Raw genomic sequence first — 21,808 nt, 5'->3', positions numbered from 1 at the left:
GATAAGGGAGGCGTTTCCCTTATCTATTTACTAATTACTAAGTTATTTTTGATCGTGCTTATACTACATAGAATCCCATAAGGATTTTCTATTTGTCATTGCATAGCTCTCCAGTTGTGACTCTATTGTACCGCCTGGAAAATCCTTACGTGAAGGCAATCTTGGAATACTCCCCCACACTGCAAGGCTCAGTACACGACCGTCAATTGAAAGAACTACCCCTAAAGCCTTTAACCTGTTCAGTATATCGTTAATTTCATTTTCGTCCAATTCTATGTCATATTTTGTTTTCAATACCGCTTCTACATTTTGAATTTTGGGAGCATCCTCACAGACAAGATAAATTAGGCGTTCAAATCCCGTAAGTTTATAACTGTATTGCGAGGAGCATCTTCTTGTATCTATAAAGTTCAATATCTCTCCATCATCTTCAACTCCCAATATTGGTGAAACCCTATTCCAGAAGGTTATTTTCCACTCCATGACCTTTTTTGCAACATTGTAAGCACCTGGCCTATCCCTATATTGATCGCTTAAGGGGTGCTCGAAAACATTGAACCAGCCCTCGGGTATAAATGTGTAGGAAAGGCCATTGATAGCCTCTGGAGGTAAGTCATAAATATATGATAAGGAACTTAGAGGTTTGAGTTTTAAGTTGTATTTATCGGCGTTATCAAAGAAATGGCTGTATCTGTGTATTCGGACATGTAAAAAAACATTTGGGGGTTGTAAATGTTCAAGGAGATGAAGCATTGATGCCATTTCCTCATACCACTCATCTTTTTCTCCGGGAAAGCCCCAGAGTATATTCCAGGATAATCGTATACCAGCCTCTCGTGCCCATTTGAGGAGTTGGATATTTTGCCAGCCGGATACTCCCTTGCTTATTATATTAAGCACATTTGTCATAAGACTTTCGATTCCAGGTTGCAGCCATATTACACCTGCCTCTTTTAGACTTAGGAGATGAGTTTTTTTAAGATTTGCTTTTGACTCAAAGAAAAGGTAATGCTTTTCTTTGTCCATTGCGAGTTCCTTAAGAACATTGTTAAAGAAATCCATATATAATATATTATCCACTGTCTCTATCTTGTTTATACAGTATTTTTTCTCCAGCTCTTTTATCTCATTTAAGACTCGCTCAGGTGATTTAATCCTATAGCATTTTGTTGCACAGTTTAGGCCGCAAAACTTACATTTGTTCCACCAGCAGCCCCTAGAGGTCTCCATCAACAGTCCGGGTGATATAATTTTATTCAATCCTGAATTAATAATTTCCTCAAAAAATTCATCATAACTTGGCAGAGGAAGAGAGTCAAGATTGTGAAATTCTTGGTTTTCCATATATCCCCTATCGTTTTTTAAGCGGTTATAGCTGTCTGTGCGATCACAGGGTCCTGCTATATTTAGGGGTAGTTCAGACCCATCAATTTTTCTCCCAAACTTCAACATTTTCTTATAGGCATCGACAATAACTCCATCCGATTCACCTGAAAAAACATAGTCTATCCATGGAAATGATTTGTGAGTGGTGATTCCCATTGTTGTATTGCAGTTGGCACCTCCCATCACAGTTATAACTGAAGGATCCAACTCACGTATCTTCTTCAAAAGAGCTATTGAGGATAAATGTTGAAAAAATGTAGAAGTGCATGCAACTATTTTGGGTGAGTTCTCAAGTATATTTTTTGCAAGATTGTCTACAAATTCTGAAGCTTTTTCTCTTATATCTTTTAGATACTGTTTAATTTCATCTTTATTCCGCTTAAAATAGCTATTGAGGATTGGGTATGGCAGGACAGCAATTACTTTTTCAAGATAGGTCTCTTCGTCAGTCTCAAAATTGGGAAACACAGTCTTTGAAAAGGTCCAGTCGCTGAAATAAAGTTCACTTGGAAGCATTTCAGCACATAAATTATATCTGTCCATACCAATTGAAGTTACAAACTGTAAATTTGCATAAACAATCCTGCACCCAATATCTGCATCCTCCAGTATTGATTTCAGTAAACCAAGGGCTATTGAAGGCCTGGGGAGGCTGGCATATGGCATATTTACGAAGCATACATCATAATATTTATTCGTGTTTGTACTCATCAAACCCTCCTTTCTCCTGCAGATGGCTGCGGCACACTTTCAATTTGCCTACACAGCATTTTCTTTATTGAAATTATAATATGTATTGTTTTCCAGAAATCCATTTATAAAAAATTCATTCAATGTGTTAAAAACATCTTCCAAAGAAGCTTTACAATTGATTTCCAGGTCCAAAGCTATATCAGCTGCCGAGTAATCCCCCTGTGATATCAGTTCTTTTAATCTGCCCAAATATGGATTTTTATCAAATTTGTAGCTTACATATTTGGAATATACTATAAAATAGCTCTCTTCCTCTTTAATTTGCAAATCAGGTCTTAGTGATATTTTATGATTTGCCCCCACCCATCTTGGCATATTGTCCTCTATCATTCTTTCCAAAAGTGCCTTAAACTCACAGGAGGTGTTGAAACTGCCTTCATCTAAAATCCAATATCCATTGGGGTATTGCTTAGTTGCACGGCATGGTGTAATCAATTGGACCTTTTTTTCAGGCATACTAATTTTGAACCCTGATACGCAAGCAATAGTAGAAGCATTATCTTCATCGGATACTTTTTCCTTTAGTCTGTTTGAGCCTTCCATATCTCTTGCCCTGCCTGCATTTGCTTTTTTGTATCTACTTTCAGATTCAATATTCTGTGGTATCAGCTCAACTCTGAGAAGTTCTTCAGGCGTGAAAGCTGAGTGAACTTTGTTCAACATATCAAGAGATAAAATAGAGAATCTGTCTATATGAGAATTTAAACGACGGCTAAGCTTAAGAAAAGACCGTGTTCGTTCAATATTTTTCGTAGATAAAGCTGTAGTAGTTTGGGGACATCTTCCCATTATATTATAGAAGTCTGTTATAAAGTTCTCATAATCGGGATTATCAAAAGGATCGCTGGCCCAATAGCACACTCCATATTTGGCACCATTACCCACAACTTTTTTTAATACATTCAGGCATTCCTGCCACAACATTGCATTTTCATCATTATATTGCCATACTTTTTCCAGTTTTTTTGCCGATAAAGCACAAAACCAGCATCCTACAGAACAGCCTGTATTAAGCTCAATAGTAATGGGGCTGTGTACCAGTGCTTCAGCTTTCATATAGCCCAACTCGCTTAGGCAGCGATTTATTTGTCTGTTTCTCCAAGTTGAAAAGCTTATGTCACTAGGTGTACTGTCATATCTGATATTTTGTCGGGTGGTTATTTTTTCTTTTATGAAGGCTCTATACCGTCTTACCGATATGGGAAAATTTTGGTCACAATTGTTTTTTTCTGCTTCATGGAGCTCAGCAGCCTTTTTGGGATCAATAAACGGAAGAACTTCGTCCGGATTCAGAGAGACATTGAGATTTCTTAGTGCCTTGATGCTATCATTATTAAAGCTTTTGCGAAATTCCTCATCCATTGTCCAACGTTCCAATACTCTTTTTATATCACTTACCTGTTTTATATAAGCTGTATCAGCATCTTTAGAACTGTCTAAAAGTGGGTGTATCCCGGCATTTTCAGCATTGGAAAACATTTTATTATCACATCCAGACTTATAATATTTTAATTATCATGATTTGGTAAAACTAATCGACATCAGCTGTATTGGCTGATGTCGACTTTGTGTCAGTAGATTTACTAATAATAATTATATTAGTACAAGAGCAAATTCGGCAACTACACTAATTGTAGTTTCAGCATCTACGGCTTCTGTTGTTTGTGAGACTGCAGCTTCTGTTGTCTCAACCTCTACGGCTTCAGTTGTATCATGGTATGTTGTCTGAACACCTTCTGATACAGCAAGGTTTGTCAAGAGAATTGAGCACAAATTATTTAATTTATCTTGTGGAATTGGAGGAGGAATAACTATGTAATATGTATTTTGAGTGCTTTGTACCAGCCGCAACTCTTTGCCCTCGGGTATTGGTGTGATTGATTTAAAGAGCGAAATTAAACGGTCCTGGTTAGAATCCAAATCCAAGTTTTTAGCTAGCGGTATATACTTTACATTATTTGTGTCTTCAAGTACTTTGATACTTACACAATCAGGAATATCAATTCCTTCTGCTGTGAGAAACTCTTTAGGATCAGCAAGAAACCCTTTTTTGTATTCCTCATCTCTCCATGTTCTGGCGATAAGCATAGCTAATACAGTTCTTCCTTTGTCCCCATATAAGTCCATAAAATAACCTCCTCATGCTTTTTGCAGGCTAAATCAGAAATAATAATTTATGATTTTTGGCGGGCAGATCTTAAATAAATATCCCTAATATTATATAAGTAACAATGAAAAAAGATACCATATTTTAGATGTTTTAATGTTTTGAACTTTACAATGTCTATGAGTTCTTGATTAACCTTGAAGTTACCAAAAACCCATAGACATTGTATGACGATATAATCAAAATAGCAGATTTATTTTTGAAAGATAATATTAAGTACTTTTACTTACTATGTTAGGAGTAATCCTAACATAGTAAGTATTTACCAGACAGCAGTTATGCTGCTAACATACTAGTTACCAAACTCTATTCTACCACCGGCATTTTTGACGGTTTCTAAAATACCGCCAATATCATACTTTGAGTGTTTTCCACCGAGGAAAGGCAACCTAAGTATAATGCATATACCGCTAGGAGAGGAAAGCTCAATTAGGTTAAGCAGATTAATAACAGCTCCTGCAGGTATAAATATACGGAGAATTGTTCCTGGTAACTGAGGACAAGGACTTGAATGCTTGCAATTTTCTTCCATAAATAAAAGTCTCCTTACTATTTTGTTATAGTATATAGTATGAGTTTTATTGTTAATTGGTTACCATAATGTGTAGACAATAATTCGATGTTCTGAAATATTAATTTAAAGGCTCTGAGGGTGCTTTAGTTATTTTTATCAGTGAATCAAGAGGAATACTTCCATTAGTCTGATTAAAAATGCTAAGAAAGTTTGTCAACATTTCAGGCGGTATTTCAATAACCTTTGGTTCAATTTCAGAATGAGTAGGAATGCCTTCTACTTCTTTTAATGAAGTATCTGGGTAATTTTGATTATTGTTCAGGGTTTTATCACTGTCGTTCATGCTTAATCCTCCATGTTCATCAGTGGATATCAATACAACTTCTAGATAAGGGCTTTTTATTTCATCATTTTGTTTTTTTATGCCTTTACTAGGTTCTACATCAGGCTTGAACGTTTTTTTTGATTTGTTTTGGTTGATTTCACTAGTTTCTTTGGCATGATGCATCTCACTGGAGTATTCTTCTATAGAATCCGTTTCAGATGAAATTTCATGGCTGTTATTGCTGACAATGGTATCTGCTTTGAGAGGCACTTCAATTGAATTATCAGGTGCTGCCTTACAATTAAAATAATCGGTAAAATAATCTTTTATATCATCTTTGATATTTTCTTTTGTATCCTCTACTAGTTTTTCTGTATTAGCTTTACTGGTTCGATGCTTTCCGATTACACAAGCAATAATAGACAAAGGCGATTTTTTTTCTGCGTCAATATGATTCGTTTTCATATAATTATACCCTCCCTAAAAGATCATAGATGTTGATAATATTTATGACAGATAAGTTTACATAATTATAATATGAAACAGTAAATACAAGGGTTCTGGTGGTAAAATATAACAATCCCAAACTGCTCCCAATTACTTATTTAGAACTTGCTTAGCGGTTTTTTCATAAAGATGGAGACGTTTCAGATTTAAAGCTTAGTTTGGCAATAATAGCCTCCCACGCTATTACAAGTACAATTGACATTGCCATAACAACCCATATGCTTTGAAGTCCATCAAATATAAGTAACGGCATATTCCATAGACTATGGATACCAACTGCTAAAAATAAGTTGTCGGTAAAGAGGTAAATAATAGAGAAAAATACGCCAAGCAAAAAAACAATTAGAAGCGAAGGCAATATTTCCAGTATCGACATTCCGTTTAAAATTCTGTTGGGCACGTGAATCAGAGCAAATATTAGCTGAGAAATAACTAATCCCAAAATTATATTTGGTTTTTTATTTCCACACTTTTTGCTGAGTTGAACTAATAAAAATCCTCTGAAGGCAATTTCTTCAAAAAGTGCATTTCCTAAAATTTGAGCTATAAAGCTTCCTATGACATATGGTGCTCCATACTTATTCCATCCGCTATAAATAACAGGTTTTCCATCTATAACAACCGCTACAGCGATATTTAGTAATTGTAAAATAACCCAAATAGTTATCACTGCTAAAACAGCACTTAAGAAGCGGTTCTTTTTTAGACCTATATCACAAATGCTTAATTTACCTTGAATAAGTATCAAAATAAAAACAAACAATAATATATTAACCCAATTAGCTGTAAGTGTTTCATTCATAATACCCATTGTTAAATCGGGAATAAAACCTAAATAGTTTTGCTTAAAAACAACTAGATTTATAAATGCTGTAAATATGCAGTAGGTTATACAAAAGATAACTATAGTCAGCCAGGTTGTTTCTTTAGTATTTTGGATATCCGTTCTGATCCTCGTTCTGATCCTATTAGTTAGTCTGTTCATGTTATATTTCCTTTCAAGTTTGAATGATTGGTAAAATTCCATAATGTCGGGATTCTCCAACCACTTATATGCTAACATATTTTTCATAACTTTACTACCTACTACTATAGATGTCTAGTTGTATTTACAATATAAATATAATGTTACAAAATGTAAAACAAACCAAATTAAATTAGGTAGTACATTCAATTTATGGAATTTATATTAAACCAAGGGAGAAAATGATTATGAGAAAGAAACAGCAACGGAAAAATACAGCAATTGGATTGGTTGTACTAATGATTTTTAGTTTATGCGGTTTATTAACGTTTTCAGAAGGTCAAAAAGAATCATTAGGCAAATTAAGTGATTTGGATAATCTTAAACCATTCCAATATGGACTTTTCAGCGGGGATGAAAACTCAGACTTTGATCTTAGAGGGAGGAATATTCAAATTATTGGTGACATGCACACAAATGCAGCGATTAAGATATATGAAGGAGATCTTAAAATTATCAGTTTTATTGGAAAAGGGATTATTATTGCCAGGCAATGTTGATTTTTTAGGTAGCAATATTGATACCACAAAGGGTTCAGCCTTTATTTATTCTATAAGTAAGGGTATTAGATTAGTAGCACAAAGAAGTATGATTAGTGCTATTTTCTATGCTCCAGAAGGAAAAGTACAAATAGATGGAAGTGAAATTAGTATAGTTGGAAAAATAGTTGCAAAGCACATTGCATTATATCCAATCATGCTTAAGATATCTCAAAAGGAGTAGATATAAACGGTGATAAGGTTATTAATATGACGGATGTAATAATTCTAGCATCGGTGCTCAATATTGCGAAAGGAAATTCTGAATATGTCGAAGCTTACGATTTGAACAGTGACGGTGCAATAAATATGAGTGATTTAGTGATTATAGCAGCAAAATTCAATACCATGGTGTCGGATTGATGCTGGCTTGTTGAACTTAGGCAGAAAATGACAAAGGGAGCATGCAGATTGTGCTCCCTTTGTGCTAAGCAATTTGACTATTTCTCTCTCCCTGTTTGTAAGACTAAGGTTAATGAATATATACTTGGTAAAATTGGTTTAACAAGCAGAGAGATTATACCTATTTCAGACAAATCTCTTTCAGCTAGCTCTGTAATAACAATGTTGTAATTGCTCGTTTTTCAAGCCTTTCTGATATCACTTAAAGCTGCATGAAATGACCTTGCATTTTTACTCCTCATAGAATCTAAACCCTCATGAAGTAACTTGTATAGTTCAAATTTTTCAACAAGTTTCTCATAGGTCTCAATACTTATAACTGCTAAATCACCTTGTCCATTCTTTGTGATGAATACAGTTATATGAATATTTTGTTATGTCATCAACTTTAATATACATATCATGAATCTCTATTAAAATTTAAGCTACAGCAGGTTTACCTTTGTTGGGACTCCACCGAAGGAAACCGACGACTTTTAATTAATTGAATAATAAAGATAAACACTGTAGTAAGCTCACCTAAAAGTAAAACTATATCAAATATGAAATTGCCCGGCCCAACGAATATACCATCCTTTAAATATGCTGAAGTATCGCCTGGAACATAAACAAGCTCTATTTTATCACCTATATTTATACTATCCCATATTTCTTTTTCCACATTAGTTCTATGATTTCCTCTCACACTGATGTCTTGATTACCCCATGAAATCCAAAATGTATTTCTTCCACTTGGATGTATATCCGGTGTCTGGTTCCACTTTTGAGTTATTTCCTCAACTTTTATTTCTGCACCTGTTACCCACCCCTTAATTTGAGCCATTTTAATTAATTTAGGGCCGGTAACACCTAAAGCTAAAAAACCTGCAAAAATAATAATTGCAATTCTCCACATTTTCACGCCTCCTATTTTTACATATGTACGGATGGTATGCCAACTTCATAGACTTAGATCCCAATCTTACATTACTACGCATGCGATAAAATGGGAAACATTATTTTTTTATTATCAAATATACCACATCTATCATCAAGTATAAAAAGAGTTGTGTCTTCCTGCTTTAATAATGTTGCATCAAATGATGCTGTATCTTTAGGTGTGAATCCTAAAACGACTTTTTTTATTTCCTTATTTGTCATTGATAAAATAATGTCATTTAGTAAAACTTCCTTTTCGCAAAAAATATCGTTTATATACAATATGCTTTCATTAAATTCTGCAATAACAACAGCATCAAATCTTTTAATATAATACACATTTTGATCCATGAATGATGTACAATAAAACATGACAAGAGAGGCCTTATTATCCATTGATATTTGTGAAAAATGTAATGATTGATTGACTTTATTGAAAAGAAAGTTTTTATTTTCTTCATCAGACATGTTTAATTTTACAAAATCAAATGAATTATTTTCTGAGAAGATTTCTTTTGAATGTTGATACTCATGTGCGGAATTAAAACCAAATTTAGGGTAAAAATCAAGGACGCTATCGTTGGCAAAAAGATATATTAAATCGCATCTGCCTCTCCAGTTCCCCAACACCTTTTCCATAAGGAATCCGTTTAGCCCTTTTTTTCTATATTCTTTTTCTGTCATAACAGTGCCTATTTGTATGTATGTCCTTTTTTCCCCCATTACCAAGAAATCAATGACATTTACAGATACATTGGAAACGATATTATTTCCGTCCACTATTGAATAAGGAATGTATCCATCCTTCCAATATCCATTTTGATACCATTCCTCAAAATCAAATCCATATATTCTTTTTGTCAAACTATTTAGACTGTTCCTTAATTGATCATTATTTTTATAATCAACAACAAATCCATAGATTTTACCATTAATATTTACATTCTCCATAATATTATCCATTACCCGCCTTTTGACCTCCTGCCGCCTCGAAATATTTTGTATAACATTTAATAATACTAGGTTCTAACTAATACATGTATTGCTATGACTACTTTACAAGTGTATATTGCTTTCTTTGAACTCATCTTCAGTATCAATAGGTATAAATATATTTCTATTTCTCTTTAGGAGATCTATTAGGGATAAAATAAATATGATAAAAATTGCAATTATTATAAACCCACCAAATACTAGTGGAACGTATCCTAAAAGGATAGACACCATATAAGTAATCATTAATACGAAAACAAACCCCAATGCTGTTACACTTAATCTTGAAACCTTGAGATTTTGTTGACTAGGGTTTTTACTCTCATCTGGCATTTGCAATATCCCCCTTTCCAATAGTATACAATAAACGTACTGCTATTTTTAATCCTGTGCTAGCTTTAGACAATTATAGCAAGAACATGCTAAATTTAAAAGCTTGTTTATTTCAGATTTACCCTAAAGCCCTTGCTAATTTAATTTAAAAGTCTTAGCCACAATACTTCTGTCATCAGGTTTGTTGTCTTTGTATAAACAAATAGCAGCAAAAACAGAATTGTTACCCGACCAGAAATATAAATAGCTTTCAGCATACTTTTCAGCTAATAGGGGTAGTGGGAGCATCCGTGCTCTGTACTGAAATGTGTTTGGTAAAATTTGGGGTTTAAATTCATATCAATTACTCTTTAAATTATTTGATTATTTCATAAATTTTAAAATATTTTTCAGCATCAATATTAAATCCTAAACCTTTATTTGCTTTTGACAATAATAAATATACTTCTGCATCCAAAGGGTTCTCTGATAAAGCTTTCTTCAGTAAATAAACCGCTTCAGAAAACAAATTATCTTGAATCAATTTATGTGCATTTGTAAGAAAGTCTGAATAAGATTCTTCTTCTCCAACAGTATTCCCCTCGTTAAGGTCTGAAAGCACATTTCTAATTTTTTCTGGTGTGAATGGTTTTTGTAAATAAGCAACAGCACCCATATGAGTACACTCAAAAGCATTTTTTACAGTTGCATATGCAGTAATGATAATAACAGGAGTTTTAATACCTATTTCACGAATCTTTTTAAGTACCTCAGTTCCGCTTAAATGTGGCATTTTTATATCTAAAAAAGCTAAATCAAAAGCCTCCTGCAAAAATATTTCCATAGCCCCATTTCCATCGTTTGCAGTTTTTACATCATATCCTTCTATTTTCAGGCATTTAGTAAGCAATTCCCTTATGTTTTTTGTATCATCTACAATAAGCACTTTTTTCATAGAATCATTTCTCCCTCTTTATAGTAGGTAAGGAAAAAGTAAAGATGCTACCAGCATCCAGCTCACTTTCTGCCCATATTTTACCTTTGTGGCTTGTTATTATTTCTTTTGCTACGGATAGACCAAGCCCTGTCCCTCTCACCTCAATATCTCTACCTTTAACCTGGACAAACTTATTAAATATTTTTTGAATATATTCTTTTGGAATCCCATCACCTGTATCTTCAACAGAAATGAAAACATAGTTTTTTTCAATCCTTGATTTAATATTTATAAAATCACCAGAATTAGTATATTTTAATGCATTACTTATTAGGTTATTCATTACCCATTTAATCTTTTCAAAGTCTGCATTAATTAAAGGTAGATCTATTTCTAACTCATTAATAAGATTTATATCCCGCTTTTGGGCTATGGATATAAAATTATTTATGCTTTCATTAACAATTAAATTAATTGAGCAAGGTGAAAAATCATATATTGCGTTTCCTGACTCAATTCTTGATAACTCCAAAAGTTCACTGACAAGGTTTGAAAGTTTTTCGCCATCTTCCTTTATTGTTTCAACGGTTTCTTTTTGAACCTCGTTTAATTCACCCATACCATCTTCTGATAGCATACTGGCAGCCATCATAATTGAAGTCAAAGGTGTTTTAAACTCGTGAGAAATTGTAGCTATGAAATCAGTTTTTACTTTTTCCAATTCTTTTAGCTCAGTAACATTTTGCATTGTAACAATGACGCTTATAGGTTGTTCTTCATCATCATTAATAGTGCTAACAACAACATTATAGAAATTTTCTTCATCATCACTTTTCACTGTTTTTATAATTTTTTCATTATGATCATGACTGTTTTCAATTGTTCCTGATATATGATCAAAAATCTCACCATTTCTAATAGCCTCAAGAAAATGTTTTCCTAAAACATTTTCCTCACTTATAGAAAAATAGTTCTCACATGCATTATTTATAAGAACTATACGGTAGTTGTTATCAAGGACCAGCATAGGGCTTGAAATGCTCTTTACTATCGCCATTGTTTTATTTTTTTCAGCCATTAAAGAGCCTAGTGTACTTTGTTCATAGTTTTTGAGCCTTTTTGTCATTTGGTTGAATTCTTCTGCAAGTTTTCCAGTCTCATCATTAGTATTTATATCTAAATGATGATAAAGTTCCCCTCCTTTTATCTTACTTATTCCGTTTGATAATTTTTGCAATGGTCCTAAGAATATCTTAATAAAATATATAGATAATACAAGTCCTCCAATAATTGTTAAGCCAGATAGTAGTAAAAGCATATTCATTGATCTTTTAGTATTATTATTTGCTAAAGTTTTACTATTGAACATTGCTTTTTCATTAATGTTTATTAGATTCCTCAGTTGGAGTTTCAGTTTATTAAAAATCGGCATAATTTTATTATCATAAAAAGCTACAGATGCATCTTCTCCATTCGTATTCCTAACTTCCTGCAATTCTGAAAAAAGCTTTACAAATGTCCCATAGTTATTATTTATACCTTCTACAATATCACTTTCACCAAGCTCGGTGATATTATTTTCTTCGATGCTAAACCATTTTAGAAAATTAGTACTGCTTTGAGTAAAGAGATTAATGCCTTTCTGCCTATCAACACTTATATAAATAAGCATGGCACTATCCTGTCTTTCAATGGCTTCAAACGCATTTGTCAAAGCACTGATACTTTTATAATTGGCAGTCATTAAATTATTTACAGTCTTCTCAAGCCTGTATAAGTTGAAGAATCCAGTAAATCCTACTACTGCTATCAAAAATACAAGACCAATATAAACTAATGATATTTTGCCTTTTAACGTATTAACCATAGGATATACCTCGCAAATATAAGTAATAATTAAAGTATATTTGTATTAAATTATTTATTCAATGCACCACACCTATACTAAATGAAGATAAACGGAGTAAAAACTACATAAGTAAGATGTAAATTAAATTAACAGCTTTTAAATTGTCTGGTAAAACTGAATTGAAATTTAAAGCCAATTTTGAGTTTTAGTTTATCAGGAATATAATAAAATTGGTCGCAAGCTAAGGAAATCAAGGAGATGAATCAATATGGTAGCTATAGTAATTTTAAGTTTGGCATTATTTATTTATCTTGGGTATGTACTAATTAACCCGGAAAAGTTTTAGAAATTAGGAGATGAACAGAATGGGAATTTTACAGATTTCAATAACAGTAATTATTTTAGTAGTTTTATCCATACCCCTTGGAAAGTACATTTATAAGATTATTTCAGGTGATAAATCATTTATTGATCCTGTTTTCAATAAAGTTGATGGCGTTATTTACAAGCTGACTGGAATAAGGAAAGACCATGAAATGAATTGGAAAGAGTATATAGTGGCAATACTCCTTAGCAATATAGTTTTGTGCTTTATATTGTTTTTGGTTTTGAAGCTTCAAGGAATTATTTTTCTAAATCCAAACAAAATTAATGGAATGGAATCATCATTAGCATTAAACACTGCAATTAGTTTTATAACAAATACAAACCTACAGGATTATAGCGGAGAATCAGGGGTTTCATATTTTACCCAAATGATGCTCACATGCTTTATGTTTGTAGCTCCTGCTACAGGACTTGCAGCTACAGCAGCATTTTTAAGAGGAATTACAGGAAGAAAAGAAGGGCTTGGTAACTTTTATGTAGACCTTACCAGATTTACAACAAGGCTCTTGTTGCCAATATCAATAGCTATAAGCTTATTCCTGGTTTGGCAGGGAGTACCTCAGACACTATCACCCAACCAGACTGTTAGCACCATCGAAGGTAAAATGCAGGATATAGCTTTAGGTCCTGTTGCTGCACTGGAAGCTATTAAAAACCTGGCATCCAATGGCGGAGGGTTCTTTGGAGCCAATTCGGCACACCCCTTTGAAAACCCCACTCCCCTTACAAACCTTATAACAATAATTTGTCTTGGACTAATTGCTACATCTTTGGTGTTTGCATTTGGTAATATGATTAAAAATAAAAAGCAATCGGTTATAATTTTTCTGTCAATGTTTGTGCTTTTAATTGGAAGTATTGCATTTACTTATTATGCTGAAAGCAAGGGTAATCCAATACTGGAAAAAGCCGGGCTGTCGCAATCCATGGGTAACATGGAAGGTAAGGAAACAAGATTTGGAGTTGCAGAGTCCTCCTTATTTGTTGCCGCAACTACTGCTTATCAGGTAGGAGCCGTCAATGCAATGCATGATTCCCTCACCCCATTAGGCGGCCTAGCAGCCATGTGGAACATGATGCTGCAAACGGTTTTCGGAGGTAAGGGAACGGGATTCATTTATATCATCATGTACGCCATACTTACTGTCTTCCTCTGCGGCCTTATGGTTGGAAGAACCCCTGAGTTCCTTGGAAGAAAAATAGAGGGCAGAGAAATAAAAATGGTAGCAATTGCGATCCTTCTTCATCCCTTATTGATACTCCTTCCTACTGCGATTGCTTTATTGGTAACCCCAGGAACCAATGGAATTACCAATCCTGGTTTCCATGGATTCAGCCAGATTCTTTATCAATTTACTTCATCTGCTGCCAATAATGGTTCAGGCTTTGAAGGACTTGCCGATAACACTGTATTCTGGAATATTTCTGCAGCCCTCGTAATGCTTATCGGAAGATATATTCCGCTTACAGCCATGCTTGCACTGGCAGGTTCTATGGCATCAAAAAGAGCAGTACCGGTAACAGCAGGAACTTTTAAAACAGATAAGGCAATTTTCGGAGTTATGCTTGTAGCTATAGTTATTATCGTTGGTGCATTGACGTTTTTACCATCATTGGTGTTAGGTCCTATAGCAGAGCATTTGACCATGATGAAATAGGAGAGGTGAAAAGTATATGAAAAGTAAGAGCTTTATAGATAAAAAGATATTAATAAAAGCTTTAAAAGATTCATTTGCAAAACTAGACCCAAGAAACATGATAAAAAATCCTGTTATGTTTGTTGTTGAAATAGGCTTTCTGATTACTGTTTTTCTTACATTGTTTCCAAATGCCGTTAATGAAAAAGGAAATAGACTCTATAACGGTGTGGTATCGTTAATCCTATTTATAACAATACTTTTTGCTAATTTTGCAGAAGCAGTGGCTGAAGGCAGAGGTAAAGCCCAGGCAGACAGCATGAAAAAAACCAGAAAAGATACAAAGGCAAGGCTGGTTGAAAAGGATGGCAGCACAACAATAGTTGATTCCAGCGAAATAAAAAAGGGAGATATCGTCCTTGTCAATGAGGGAGAAACCATACCAAATGATGGCGAAGTAGTTGAGGGATTAGCATTCGTGGATGAGTCAGCTATAACAGGAGAATCAGCTCCTGTTATGAAGGAAGCAGGTGGAGACTTCAGTTCGGTTACCGGAGGTACAAAATTAAAGAGCGATTGGCTCAAAATACGTATCACAGCAACTCCCGGAGAATCATTTTTAGACAGGATGATTAGCCTTGTAGAGGGTGCCGCAAGACAAAAAACTCCTAATGAAATTGCACTTACTACTATATTGGTAAGTCTTACCATGGTATTCCTCATAGTTGTAGTTACCTTATACCCAATGGCAAATTATACTGGTGCAAAGATTGGTGTTTCAACCCTAATAGCATTGCTAGTATGCTTGATACCTACAACCATAGGTGGTCTTTTATCAGCTATAGGTATAGCAGGTATGGATAGGGTAACAAGGTTTAATGTAATAGCAATGTCTGGTAAAGCAGTAGAGGCATGTGGCGATGTAGATACTATGATACTTGATAAAACCGGAACAATTACTTATGGAAACCGTATGGCTGCTGAATTTGTACCTGTGGGAAAATCCACCCAAGAAAATGCAGCAAGGTTTGCCCTCATCTCATCATTGAAGGATGATACTCCTGAAGGAAGGTCCATTGTTGAGCTTGCCAATAAACAAGGAATTCAGGTTGATACCAATGAGTATTACAAAGCCGAAGCAATCGAATTTACAAGCCAGACAAGAATGAGCGGTCTGGATCTTCCCAATGGAGCACAAGTAAGAAAAGGTGCAGCAGATACCATAAAGAAGTATGTTTCTTCATTAGGTGGAAAATTACCTGAAGATTTGGACAAAGCAGTGGAAAGGATTTCTAGACTTGGAGGAACTCCTTTGGTAGTTTGTGTTGATAAAGAAATTGTAGGGGTTATATATTTAAAAGATACCATTAAGCCTGGACTTGTTGAAAGATTTGCACGTTTACGTGAAATTGGAATAAAAACAATTATGTGTACAGGTGACAATCCACTCACGGCAGAAACTATCGCAAAAGAGGCAGGTGTTGACGAATTTGTGGCTGAGTGCAAGCCTGAACAGAAAATAGATGTTATTAAAAGAGAGCAGGCTATGGGTAAACTTGTTGCCATGACAGGAGACGGTACCAATGATGCTCCGGCTCTTGCCCAGGCTGACGTAGGCTTGGCGATGAACAGCGGTACTCAGGCTGCAAAAGAAGCTGCTAATATGGTAGATCTGGATTCTGATCCTACAAAAATTATAGAGGTAGTTGAAATCGGAAAGCAGCTCTTAATAACAAGAGGCTCCCTTACAACCTTCAGTATCGCAAATGACGTTGCCAAGTACTTTGCCATTATTCCGGCTATGTTCACTCTGGCAATCCCTCAAATGAATTCATTAAATATCATGAGGCTGGCTTCTCCCAATAGTGCAATTCTTTCAGCACTAATATTTAATGCAATAATAATTCCGGCACTAATACCCATTGCTATGAGGGGTGTCAAGTATAAACCAATGAGCTCTGAGGCTTTACTGGCAAAGAATGTATTAATTTACGGCCTTGGAGGTATAATTGTTCCATTCATAGGAATAAAGCTTATTGACGTATTGATAAATCCGGTTCTAAATATGATGAACCTGGCTTAGGAGGAGTGGTATTATGAATAATTTTATAAAAGCATTAAGAATTAGCTTAGTTATGATAATAATTTGCGGTTTCCTATATCCTTTAGCTATTACAGGCATAAGCCAGCTTTTATTTCCAAAACAAAGCAATGGAAGTATAGTTGAGTACAATGGTAAAAAAGTAGGCTCAGAGCTTTTAGGCCAGAGCTTTACCGGCAATAGATTTTTCCATGGCAGAGTATCGGCATATAACTATAACACATATACCGTTGAAGAAACAAAACCTGATAACAATGGCAAAACTGCTTATACTGGAGTTTCTTCAGGCTCAGAAAACTTGGCACCTTCAAACCCCAAATTAGTTGATAGGGTAATAAAGGAAATGAATGAGTTTATTAGAACCTATCCCGATGTAAAGAAAGAAAATATCCCTACAGACCTAGTTACAAGCTCAGGCTCGGGTCTTGATCCTCATATTAGTATAGAAAGTGCAAAAATCCAGATTCCCACAATTTCAAAAGCTACAGGTATTGATGAAACAGAGCTTAGCAAGATTGTAGATAATTGCACTGATGAAAGGACCTTTGGGATATTTGGCGAACCAGGAGTGAATTTTTTTAAAGCAAATATTGAAATACAAAAACGGCTTGATAAAAAATAACTTGCAGGGCTGTTAATGGCTGAAAAAACTATAGAAATATTTCAATATTTTTTATTAATATTTAATATTTAAAATTTATCAATATTATGATAATGATTATTTTGAAGTCTATAAATTTGAAGATGATGATGAAGATTAATAAATCAAGGAGGAAAGTATTCTTCATAAGAGGTTCCTTAATAACTCAGGCTTCAGTAAATATTATACATTATGTTTCATCATTTGGCATTGGTTTTTCATAATACTCTGACTTATCTTTCATCATGCGGTAAATTATATTTACCAGCCTACGCATTACACATTTTAAACTTTGGCGTTTTGTTTTTCCCTCAGAAATCTTTCTATTTATAATACTCATAAAAATATGGGTTAAAAGGCTTTCTCTGCCCTGCGTAGTTACTTACAACAAGTACGGCAAGGTGAAAAAAGATGTGCCTTAGTTCCTTATCTCCTCGCCTGTCGCTAAAATGTTTGGATGTTTTACCTGTTGCATAACTGACAAGACTTATTCCTGCGAATTTGGCAAGCTTTGAGGCATTGGAAAAGCGGTCAATGTTGCCTATGTGGGCTATTAGTCCAGCAGCAAATGTTGTACTTATTCCCTTCATGGTTTGCAGTTTGTATCCGAATTTGGGAACGATCTCTGGCATCCCTATGTAAAAAACGATCTCTAACCCTCATGCGTCATCCTCACAATCTACAGGACGAATCGTAATAACGCCCTGTGAAACCTCAATAACTACCTTACGGCCTACCTCAAAACCATACTGACTAAGCCAATCCGCCGATACTACCACGGCTGGAGCATCATCCAGCCAATGCTCTCTGATAGATGCTAAAGCTACCATATATATATACCCATAAAATACAATCCAGCCTATAAAACCAGATACCCTCTGTATAAGCCGGTGCAAAGACTACCGCTAGACCATGCCTCAGTCAAGGGATTTTAAAAAAAGAAAATCAAAAAATTCCTCCTGATTTGGAGAGGCTCTGCAAGCAGCTTTTAAGCAAGCCTACGCCATACATTGAATATAGAATCACTTATTCAATGGTATGGCAAAGACATGTATCAATTATCTGTATTTTTGATACATGTCTTATGGGCACTTAAAAAGCGGCTTTAAACTTTAAAAATACTTAAAGTACTTCAATAGTTTGATTTTGCTTAGTTGATCCCTTACTGGTAGCTCATACGCATCTTACAAGTTCCCCACGGTAAGAAAGGAAAATTGAATTTGGATTGTTTTGTCAAGGACTGTTTTTAGGTGGGAAAATCCCCACCCTTTTCTACTGTGGTGGTCAATTCTTCATACCTCAACCGTAACGCTTTAGGCTTAAAACCGCACAAACAAAGGCTTTTCACGCTCCGTTTGGAAGGTAAGATTTATCCCTCGACTGCCCAAAAACACAGATGGCAACTGTAGGCGAGAAATTGTACGTCTATGATAGGGCAACAGAAAAAGTCCCTACTGCGAGGGTTTTACCCCACATTAGGAACTTTTCGTATTCACGACTGTACTACCTTGCTCGTATATTCCTATCTCGAAAGCCTTTTGCAAGACGATTTTAGAAACTCTTTATATGCACCTTAATCTTTTTTATCGCCCAATCGTAGTGGCTGGCGGTAGCCGAAACGCAATAACTGCCCAAGGTTGATGTGCCTGTCCATGGAAGATAATTTTTTGCAAATAGTTCATCGTTGGAAAACTGTTCAATCATATCAATTACTTTTTTGTGGCTTTCACGGATCATCGTTTTTGAATCCTCATAAGATGTGGACTGATGTTTTTTCCAAAACTCCACGTTCATCTGACCGTAGGTTTTCCAGTTGTAGGGTTCTGGCAAAAATGGTTTTGCTTCACCATTTTGGTTAGACGCAGCCCAATTCAGCAATAGTTGATGCCATTCGTACAAATGGACAAGAACATCGCGTAAATTTTTATCGCGTGCCCAATGTGCTTCTTTGCCTACATTTTCACTGAAATTAAAGGTTGCGGTCTGTTCGTCCTCCGTCATGGAGTCAATGAGTTTCCACATCTTTTCAAACTGTTTGCTTGCCATATCAAGCAAGTCCGGCTTTGTCGTTGCTCTGCCCATTGCGGTTATCCTCCTTATGACATTAGGGAATGGAAAAATTCCATACCCTAAGCTGAATTAAGTTTAGGCTGTTTTCCAACGTTTGAGCGTTGGGAAATACTCACGCATCATTTTTCGTGCTTCGTCCTCACTCATGCCTGAATTGACGGAAGCCATATGAGGAATGCAAATCTCAATCATTTCGTCCATCGTGGCGTTTGATGTAAACGCTCCGTATTCAAAACAGTATTTGCAGTAATCCTCGCTTTTGCTTCCGTCGGTATTCGTGCCGTACATTTCATCGGTTGTGCCCATCGGCATAGCACAGCATTGGCAATACTTTTCTTCCATATTCATTTCCTCCCTTCGTGTTTGCGGTTATTCCCTACGTTCACATCATAACAGATATAAGGTGACAACAGCATGTCATGTTTTGTTTAGGTATTTCTTTTTTATTTTATCCACTTGCTTTACAATTTCATTGCGGACGCTTTGCGGTTCTAAAACTTCAATTGAATCACCGAAAGAGAGGATATAATCGTAAAGCCAGTAATCGTTTGGCAGTTTCATAGCGACGACAAATGAGCCGTCCTCATTTTTGGTAATGTCTTTTTCATCAAACTCGTCATAAACACGATAGGCCACATGGGGCGAAAATAATAACTTTACATCTAAAAGGCAGGGTGATTGATACTCAGTCGAATCCATTTCAGGGATTTGAAACGCCATACCGCTAAATGTTTCGTCTATCGTTTCAATATTTCGCATACGGTTTACCTTGAACGTTCGGTAGTTTTCCTTTGGCAAACAAAAGGCTTGCAAATACCACGACTTAGATTTGAACGCCAATTTCAAGGGATAAACTTTGCGGTCTCTCGTTTCGCCGTATGAATTGGAATAATTGAAAGCAAGAGCTTGCTTTTTGATAATAGCGTTTTTCAGACAATCAAACTTTGCTTTGTCGGTTACGCTATTTCCCCAACGTGAAAAATCAACTTCTATCCAATTCGAATCCGCTTTTTCAAAAAGACTTTGCAGTTTAACGAGAATGTTATCCGTGTCGATATTATGCGTAGCGGATAAACCTTGCAGGGCAAAAAGGATTTGATTTTGCTCGTCCTCCGACAGCACAGTCTTATTGAGAATGTAGCTATCGAGAATGGAAATGCCGCCGCCTTTGCCCTGCGTGGTGTAAATAGGAATGCCCGCCGTTGTCAAAGTGTCTATGTCGCGCAATATCGTTCTGATGGAAACTTCAAAGTGTGCTGCCAGTTCTTTTGCGGTCATGTTCTTTTTATTCATTAAGAGATATACAATCTCAAATAGTCGGCTTATCTGCATATGACCACCTCAAATTTAGTATAGCACAAAAACATGACAACATCACGTCATGTTTAATGGAACTTTGTTTTCATTTCCTCCTGTTCTTTGGAAGAGGTCGGGGACACGGGGTGCGTAGCCCCGCAAAAGCCAACGATAACCGCCGCACCAGTGAATCCGGTTGTATAACCGTCCTTTACAGCATAAACCTTTTGGAAATTTCCTTTCTTACCTAACAGGATGAGTGTATACTTTAAATTAGACACATAAAAGCTTGCGAAATCTCGATTTTTCATAACTTTTCTTAAAATTTATTTTGCAACCTTTTACACATGCCTCTTCAACGGGATTAAATATTAAATAGTGTAATATTTGGAATGAATACAGTAAAAAATGCTTTATTCTTATATAACATTCACTTAAGCCTCATAATCACCTTGGACAGTTTCGGAATAAACAAGTAAAATAGAAATTGTCAGGAGGGGTTACATAATTGGGAAAAAAAGTTTATGAAAAAGAATTTTATGAAAAAGAATTTATAGAGCAAATAGTCAGAGAAGCTATTGAAACTGGAAATGCAAGTATAGTAGCTAGAAAACACGGAATTAGCCCTAAAAATGTAAGTTACTGGTTAAGAACTAGAAATAGCCATATTGAGGGATGTATTAAAAAAACGAATTCGCCATTGCCACAAAGATTGGAATAGCTGACGAATGGATTAATCAAGGGTTTTCAGCAAATTTTGTATTAAATGCTCTTGAGATAAACCGATCAAGCTATTATCATAGAAAACAAAATGAGGGATATATAAAGCTGGAAAACGGCGGGAGACCTATACCAGGATATTCCTTCAATGAATATGGTGAAAAAATATGTGATGAGTACATAAAAGAATTAATTATACAACTCATTGAAACAGAAGCCTTTGGATATGGATATTATAAGCTTACAATTCTTTTAAAAAGACGATTTAAACTGATAGTGGATGATAAGAAGGTATACAGGCTATGCAAGGAAATGGATATCTTAAGACCTC

Annotated in this window: 25 protein-coding genes; 8 read left to right on the top strand and 17 right to left on the bottom strand. The window is 35.2% G+C overall.

Annotated features, from left to right (window positions below):
• Positions 1-63 precede the first annotated feature (63 nt).
• The 6 genes from VIO64_RS17310 to VIO64_RS17285 all read right to left on the bottom strand — a co-directional run bounded on the left by VIO64_RS17310 (position 64) and on the right by VIO64_RS17285 (position 6,724).
• Complete coding sequence (locus tag VIO64_RS17310) at positions 64-2,097, bottom strand: RiPP maturation radical SAM C-methyltransferase (protein WP_331920535.1); 2,034 nt, start codon at positions 2,095-2,097, stop codon at positions 64-66.
• Positions 2,098-2,145: 48 nt separating this feature from the next.
• Entirely contained in the window at positions 2,146-3,618 is a 1,473-nt protein-coding gene (locus VIO64_RS17305; protein ID WP_331920533.1) for a radical SAM family RiPP maturation amino acid epimerase, read from the bottom strand.
• Between the two features lie 114 nt (positions 3,619-3,732).
• Positions 3,733-4,266, bottom strand: coding sequence for an NHLP leader peptide family RiPP precursor (locus VIO64_RS17300; RefSeq protein ID WP_331920531.1), 534 nt, complete (start codon positions 4,264-4,266; stop codon positions 3,733-3,735).
• 332 nt (positions 4,267-4,598) lie between these two features.
• Positions 4,599-4,838 carry a hypothetical protein gene (locus VIO64_RS17295; protein ID WP_331920529.1) on the bottom strand — a complete coding sequence of 80 codons (240 nt, stop codon included), beginning with the start codon at positions 4,836-4,838 and terminating at the stop codon, positions 4,599-4,601.
• Positions 4,839-4,938: 100 nt separating this feature from the next.
• Positions 4,939-5,610, bottom strand: coding sequence for a hypothetical protein (locus VIO64_RS17290; RefSeq protein WP_331920527.1), 672 nt, complete (start codon positions 5,608-5,610; stop codon positions 4,939-4,941).
• A 163-nt stretch (positions 5,611-5,773) separates the two neighbouring features.
• Positions 5,774-6,724, bottom strand: a complete 951-nt coding sequence (locus VIO64_RS17285) for a type II CAAX endopeptidase family protein (RefSeq protein ID WP_331920525.1) — start codon at positions 6,722-6,724, stop codon at positions 5,774-5,776.
• Between the two features lie 140 nt (positions 6,725-6,864).
• On the opposite strand from VIO64_RS17285, the gene VIO64_RS17280 reads away from it, so the two are divergent.
• The 3 genes from VIO64_RS17280 to VIO64_RS17270 are packed head-to-tail and all read left to right on the top strand — an operon-like array spanning position 6,865 to position 7,578.
• Entirely contained in the window at positions 6,865-7,176 is a 312-nt protein-coding gene (locus VIO64_RS17280; protein ID WP_331920523.1) for a hypothetical protein, read from the top strand.
• Positions 7,160-7,399 (top strand): hypothetical protein, encoded by a 240-nt coding sequence (locus tag VIO64_RS17275; RefSeq protein WP_331920521.1) that lies wholly within the window; start codon positions 7,160-7,162, stop codon positions 7,397-7,399. Before VIO64_RS17280 ends, VIO64_RS17275 begins: the two co-directional genes overlap by 17 nt.
• Positions 7,384-7,578 carry a dockerin type I domain-containing protein gene (locus VIO64_RS17270; RefSeq protein ID WP_331920609.1) on the top strand — a complete coding sequence of 65 codons (195 nt, stop codon included), beginning with the start codon at positions 7,384-7,386 and terminating at the stop codon, positions 7,576-7,578. Before VIO64_RS17275 ends, VIO64_RS17270 begins: the two co-directional genes overlap by 16 nt.
• Positions 7,579-7,799: 221 nt before the next feature.
• Here the strand turns inward: VIO64_RS17270 and VIO64_RS23155 are convergent, their stop codons facing one another.
• The 6 genes from VIO64_RS23155 to VIO64_RS17240 form a co-directional block, all read right to left on the bottom strand.
• Positions 7,800-7,934, bottom strand: a complete 135-nt coding sequence (locus VIO64_RS23155; protein ID WP_331920607.1) for a hypothetical protein — start codon at positions 7,932-7,934, stop codon at positions 7,800-7,802.
• A 119-nt stretch (positions 7,935-8,053) separates the two neighbouring features.
• Positions 8,054-8,512: a hypothetical protein gene (locus VIO64_RS17260; protein ID WP_331920519.1), complete on the bottom strand. Its 459-nt coding sequence runs from the start codon at positions 8,510-8,512 to the stop codon at positions 8,054-8,056.
• A 74-nt stretch (positions 8,513-8,586) separates the two neighbouring features.
• Positions 8,587-9,489, bottom strand: coding sequence for a GNAT family N-acetyltransferase (locus tag VIO64_RS17255; RefSeq protein ID WP_414705309.1), 903 nt, complete (start codon positions 9,487-9,489; stop codon positions 8,587-8,589).
• A gap of 102 nt (positions 9,490-9,591) precedes the next feature.
• A complete protein-coding gene (locus tag VIO64_RS17250; protein WP_331920515.1) occupies positions 9,592-9,861 on the bottom strand; it encodes a hypothetical protein in 270 nt (89 codons plus the stop codon).
• 355 nt (positions 9,862-10,216) lie between these two features.
• On the bottom strand, positions 10,217-10,795 hold the full coding sequence (locus tag VIO64_RS17245) for a response regulator (RefSeq protein ID WP_331920513.1): 579 nt from the start codon (positions 10,793-10,795) through the stop codon (positions 10,217-10,219).
• Positions 10,796-10,799: 4 nt separating this feature from the next.
• The gene (locus VIO64_RS17240) at positions 10,800-12,644 is read right to left on the bottom strand and encodes a HAMP domain-containing sensor histidine kinase (RefSeq protein ID WP_331920511.1); all 1,845 of its coding nucleotides are present in this window, start codon (positions 12,642-12,644) and stop codon (positions 10,800-10,802) included.
• Positions 12,645-12,894: 250 nt separating this feature from the next.
• Here VIO64_RS17240 and kdpF point away from each other — a divergent pair, with 250 nt between their 5' ends.
• From kdpF to kdpC, 4 genes are read left to right on the top strand one after another with little or no spacing between them, the layout of a single operon-like run.
• Positions 12,895-12,972, top strand: a complete 78-nt coding sequence (kdpF, locus tag VIO64_RS23150; RefSeq protein ID WP_414705308.1) for a K(+)-transporting ATPase subunit F — start codon at positions 12,895-12,897, stop codon at positions 12,970-12,972.
• Positions 12,973-12,991: 19 nt separating this feature from the next.
• Complete coding sequence (gene kdpA / locus VIO64_RS17235; protein ID WP_331920509.1) at positions 12,992-14,671, top strand: potassium-transporting ATPase subunit KdpA; 1,680 nt, start codon at positions 12,992-12,994, stop codon at positions 14,669-14,671.
• A 16-nt stretch (positions 14,672-14,687) separates the two neighbouring features.
• Positions 14,688-16,733: a potassium-transporting ATPase subunit KdpB gene (gene kdpB, locus VIO64_RS17230; RefSeq protein WP_331920507.1), complete on the top strand. Its 2,046-nt coding sequence runs from the start codon at positions 14,688-14,690 to the stop codon at positions 16,731-16,733.
• 13 nt (positions 16,734-16,746) lie between these two features.
• Positions 16,747-17,373, top strand: a complete 627-nt coding sequence (gene kdpC, locus VIO64_RS17225; RefSeq protein WP_331920505.1) for a potassium-transporting ATPase subunit KdpC — start codon at positions 16,747-16,749, stop codon at positions 17,371-17,373.
• Positions 17,374-17,714: 341 nt separating this feature from the next.
• Here kdpC and VIO64_RS17220 read toward each other — a convergent pair whose 3' ends face one another.
• From VIO64_RS17220 to VIO64_RS17200, 5 genes are all read right to left on the bottom strand, one after another.
• On the bottom strand, positions 17,715-18,023 hold the full coding sequence (locus tag VIO64_RS17220; protein WP_331920503.1) for an IS110 family transposase: 309 nt from the start codon (positions 18,021-18,023) through the stop codon (positions 17,715-17,717).
• A 27-nt stretch (positions 18,024-18,050) separates the two neighbouring features.
• Positions 18,051-18,221, bottom strand: a complete 171-nt coding sequence (locus VIO64_RS17215; protein WP_331920501.1) for a SymE family type I addiction module toxin — start codon at positions 18,219-18,221, stop codon at positions 18,051-18,053.
• A 721-nt stretch (positions 18,222-18,942) separates the two neighbouring features.
• On the bottom strand, positions 18,943-19,473 hold the full coding sequence (locus VIO64_RS17210; RefSeq protein WP_331920499.1) for a ClbS/DfsB family four-helix bundle protein: 531 nt from the start codon (positions 19,471-19,473) through the stop codon (positions 18,943-18,945).
• Between the two features lie 63 nt (positions 19,474-19,536).
• Positions 19,537-19,803 carry a zinc ribbon domain-containing protein gene (locus tag VIO64_RS17205; protein WP_331920497.1) on the bottom strand — a complete coding sequence of 89 codons (267 nt, stop codon included), beginning with the start codon at positions 19,801-19,803 and terminating at the stop codon, positions 19,537-19,539.
• A 75-nt stretch (positions 19,804-19,878) separates the two neighbouring features.
• The gene (locus tag VIO64_RS17200; protein WP_331920495.1) at positions 19,879-20,793 is read right to left on the bottom strand and encodes a YafY family protein; all 915 of its coding nucleotides are present in this window, start codon (positions 20,791-20,793) and stop codon (positions 19,879-19,881) included.
• Positions 20,794-21,265: 472 nt separating this feature from the next.
• Here VIO64_RS17200 and VIO64_RS17195 point away from each other — a divergent pair, with 472 nt between their 5' ends.
• Positions 21,266-21,478: a transposase gene (locus VIO64_RS17195; RefSeq protein ID WP_331920493.1), complete on the top strand. Its 213-nt coding sequence runs from the start codon at positions 21,266-21,268 to the stop codon at positions 21,476-21,478.
• The last annotated feature ends 330 nt before the right edge of the window (positions 21,479-21,808 follow it).

This window comes from Pseudobacteroides sp., from assembly GCF_036567765.1.
Taxonomy (GTDB): Bacteria; Bacillota; Clostridia; order Acetivibrionales; family DSM-2933; genus Pseudobacteroides.
Note: the sequence above shows the minus strand (reverse complement) of the source record. Positions and strands in the feature narration are given on the sequence as shown.

Bases quoted from the DNA above. Each gene is read 5' to 3' on its own strand.
- VIO64_RS17310 (WP_331920535.1), bottom strand. From the start codon at position 2,097: ATGAGTACAAACACGAATAAATATTATGATGTATGCTTCGTAAATATG.
- VIO64_RS17305 (WP_331920533.1), bottom strand. From the start codon at position 3,618: ATGTTTTCCAATGCTGAAAATGCCGGGATACACCCACTTTTAGACAGT.
- VIO64_RS17300 (WP_331920531.1), bottom strand. From the start codon at position 4,266: ATGGACTTATATGGGGACAAAGGAAGAACTGTATTAGCTATGCTTATC.
- VIO64_RS17295 (WP_331920529.1), bottom strand. From the start codon at position 4,838: ATGGAAGAAAATTGCAAGCATTCAAGTCCTTGTCCTCAGTTACCAGGA.
- VIO64_RS17290 (WP_331920527.1), bottom strand. From the start codon at position 5,610: ATGAAAACGAATCATATTGACGCAGAAAAAAAATCGCCTTTGTCTATT.
- VIO64_RS17285 (WP_331920525.1), bottom strand. From the start codon at position 6,724: ATGAAAAATATGTTAGCATATAAGTGGTTGGAGAATCCCGACATTATG.
- VIO64_RS17280 (WP_331920523.1), top strand. From the start codon at position 6,865: ATGAGAAAGAAACAGCAACGGAAAAATACAGCAATTGGATTGGTTGTA.
- VIO64_RS17260 (WP_331920519.1), bottom strand. From the start codon at position 8,512: ATGTGGAGAATTGCAATTATTATTTTTGCAGGTTTTTTAGCTTTAGGT.
- VIO64_RS17250 (WP_331920515.1), bottom strand. From the start codon at position 9,861: ATGCCAGATGAGAGTAAAAACCCTAGTCAACAAAATCTCAAGGTTTCA.
- VIO64_RS17245 (WP_331920513.1), bottom strand. From the start codon at position 10,795: ATGAAAAAAGTGCTTATTGTAGATGATACAAAAAACATAAGGGAATTG.
- VIO64_RS17240 (WP_331920511.1), bottom strand. From the start codon at position 12,644: ATGGTTAATACGTTAAAAGGCAAAATATCATTAGTTTATATTGGTCTT.
- kdpF (WP_414705308.1), top strand. From the start codon at position 12,895: ATGGTAGCTATAGTAATTTTAAGTTTGGCATTATTTATTTATCTTGGG.
- kdpA (WP_331920509.1), top strand. From the start codon at position 12,992: ATGGGAATTTTACAGATTTCAATAACAGTAATTATTTTAGTAGTTTTA.
- kdpB (WP_331920507.1), top strand. From the start codon at position 14,688: ATGAAAAGTAAGAGCTTTATAGATAAAAAGATATTAATAAAAGCTTTA.
- kdpC (WP_331920505.1), top strand. From the start codon at position 16,747: ATGAATAATTTTATAAAAGCATTAAGAATTAGCTTAGTTATGATAATA.
- VIO64_RS17220 (WP_331920503.1), bottom strand. From the start codon at position 18,023: ATGCCAGAGATCGTTCCCAAATTCGGATACAAACTGCAAACCATGAAG.
- VIO64_RS17215 (WP_331920501.1), bottom strand. From the start codon at position 18,221: ATGGTAGCTTTAGCATCTATCAGAGAGCATTGGCTGGATGATGCTCCA.
- VIO64_RS17210 (WP_331920499.1), bottom strand. From the start codon at position 19,473: ATGGGCAGAGCAACGACAAAGCCGGACTTGCTTGATATGGCAAGCAAA.
- VIO64_RS17205 (WP_331920497.1), bottom strand. From the start codon at position 19,803: ATGGAAGAAAAGTATTGCCAATGCTGTGCTATGCCGATGGGCACAACC.
- VIO64_RS17200 (WP_331920495.1), bottom strand. From the start codon at position 20,793: ATGCAGATAAGCCGACTATTTGAGATTGTATATCTCTTAATGAATAAA.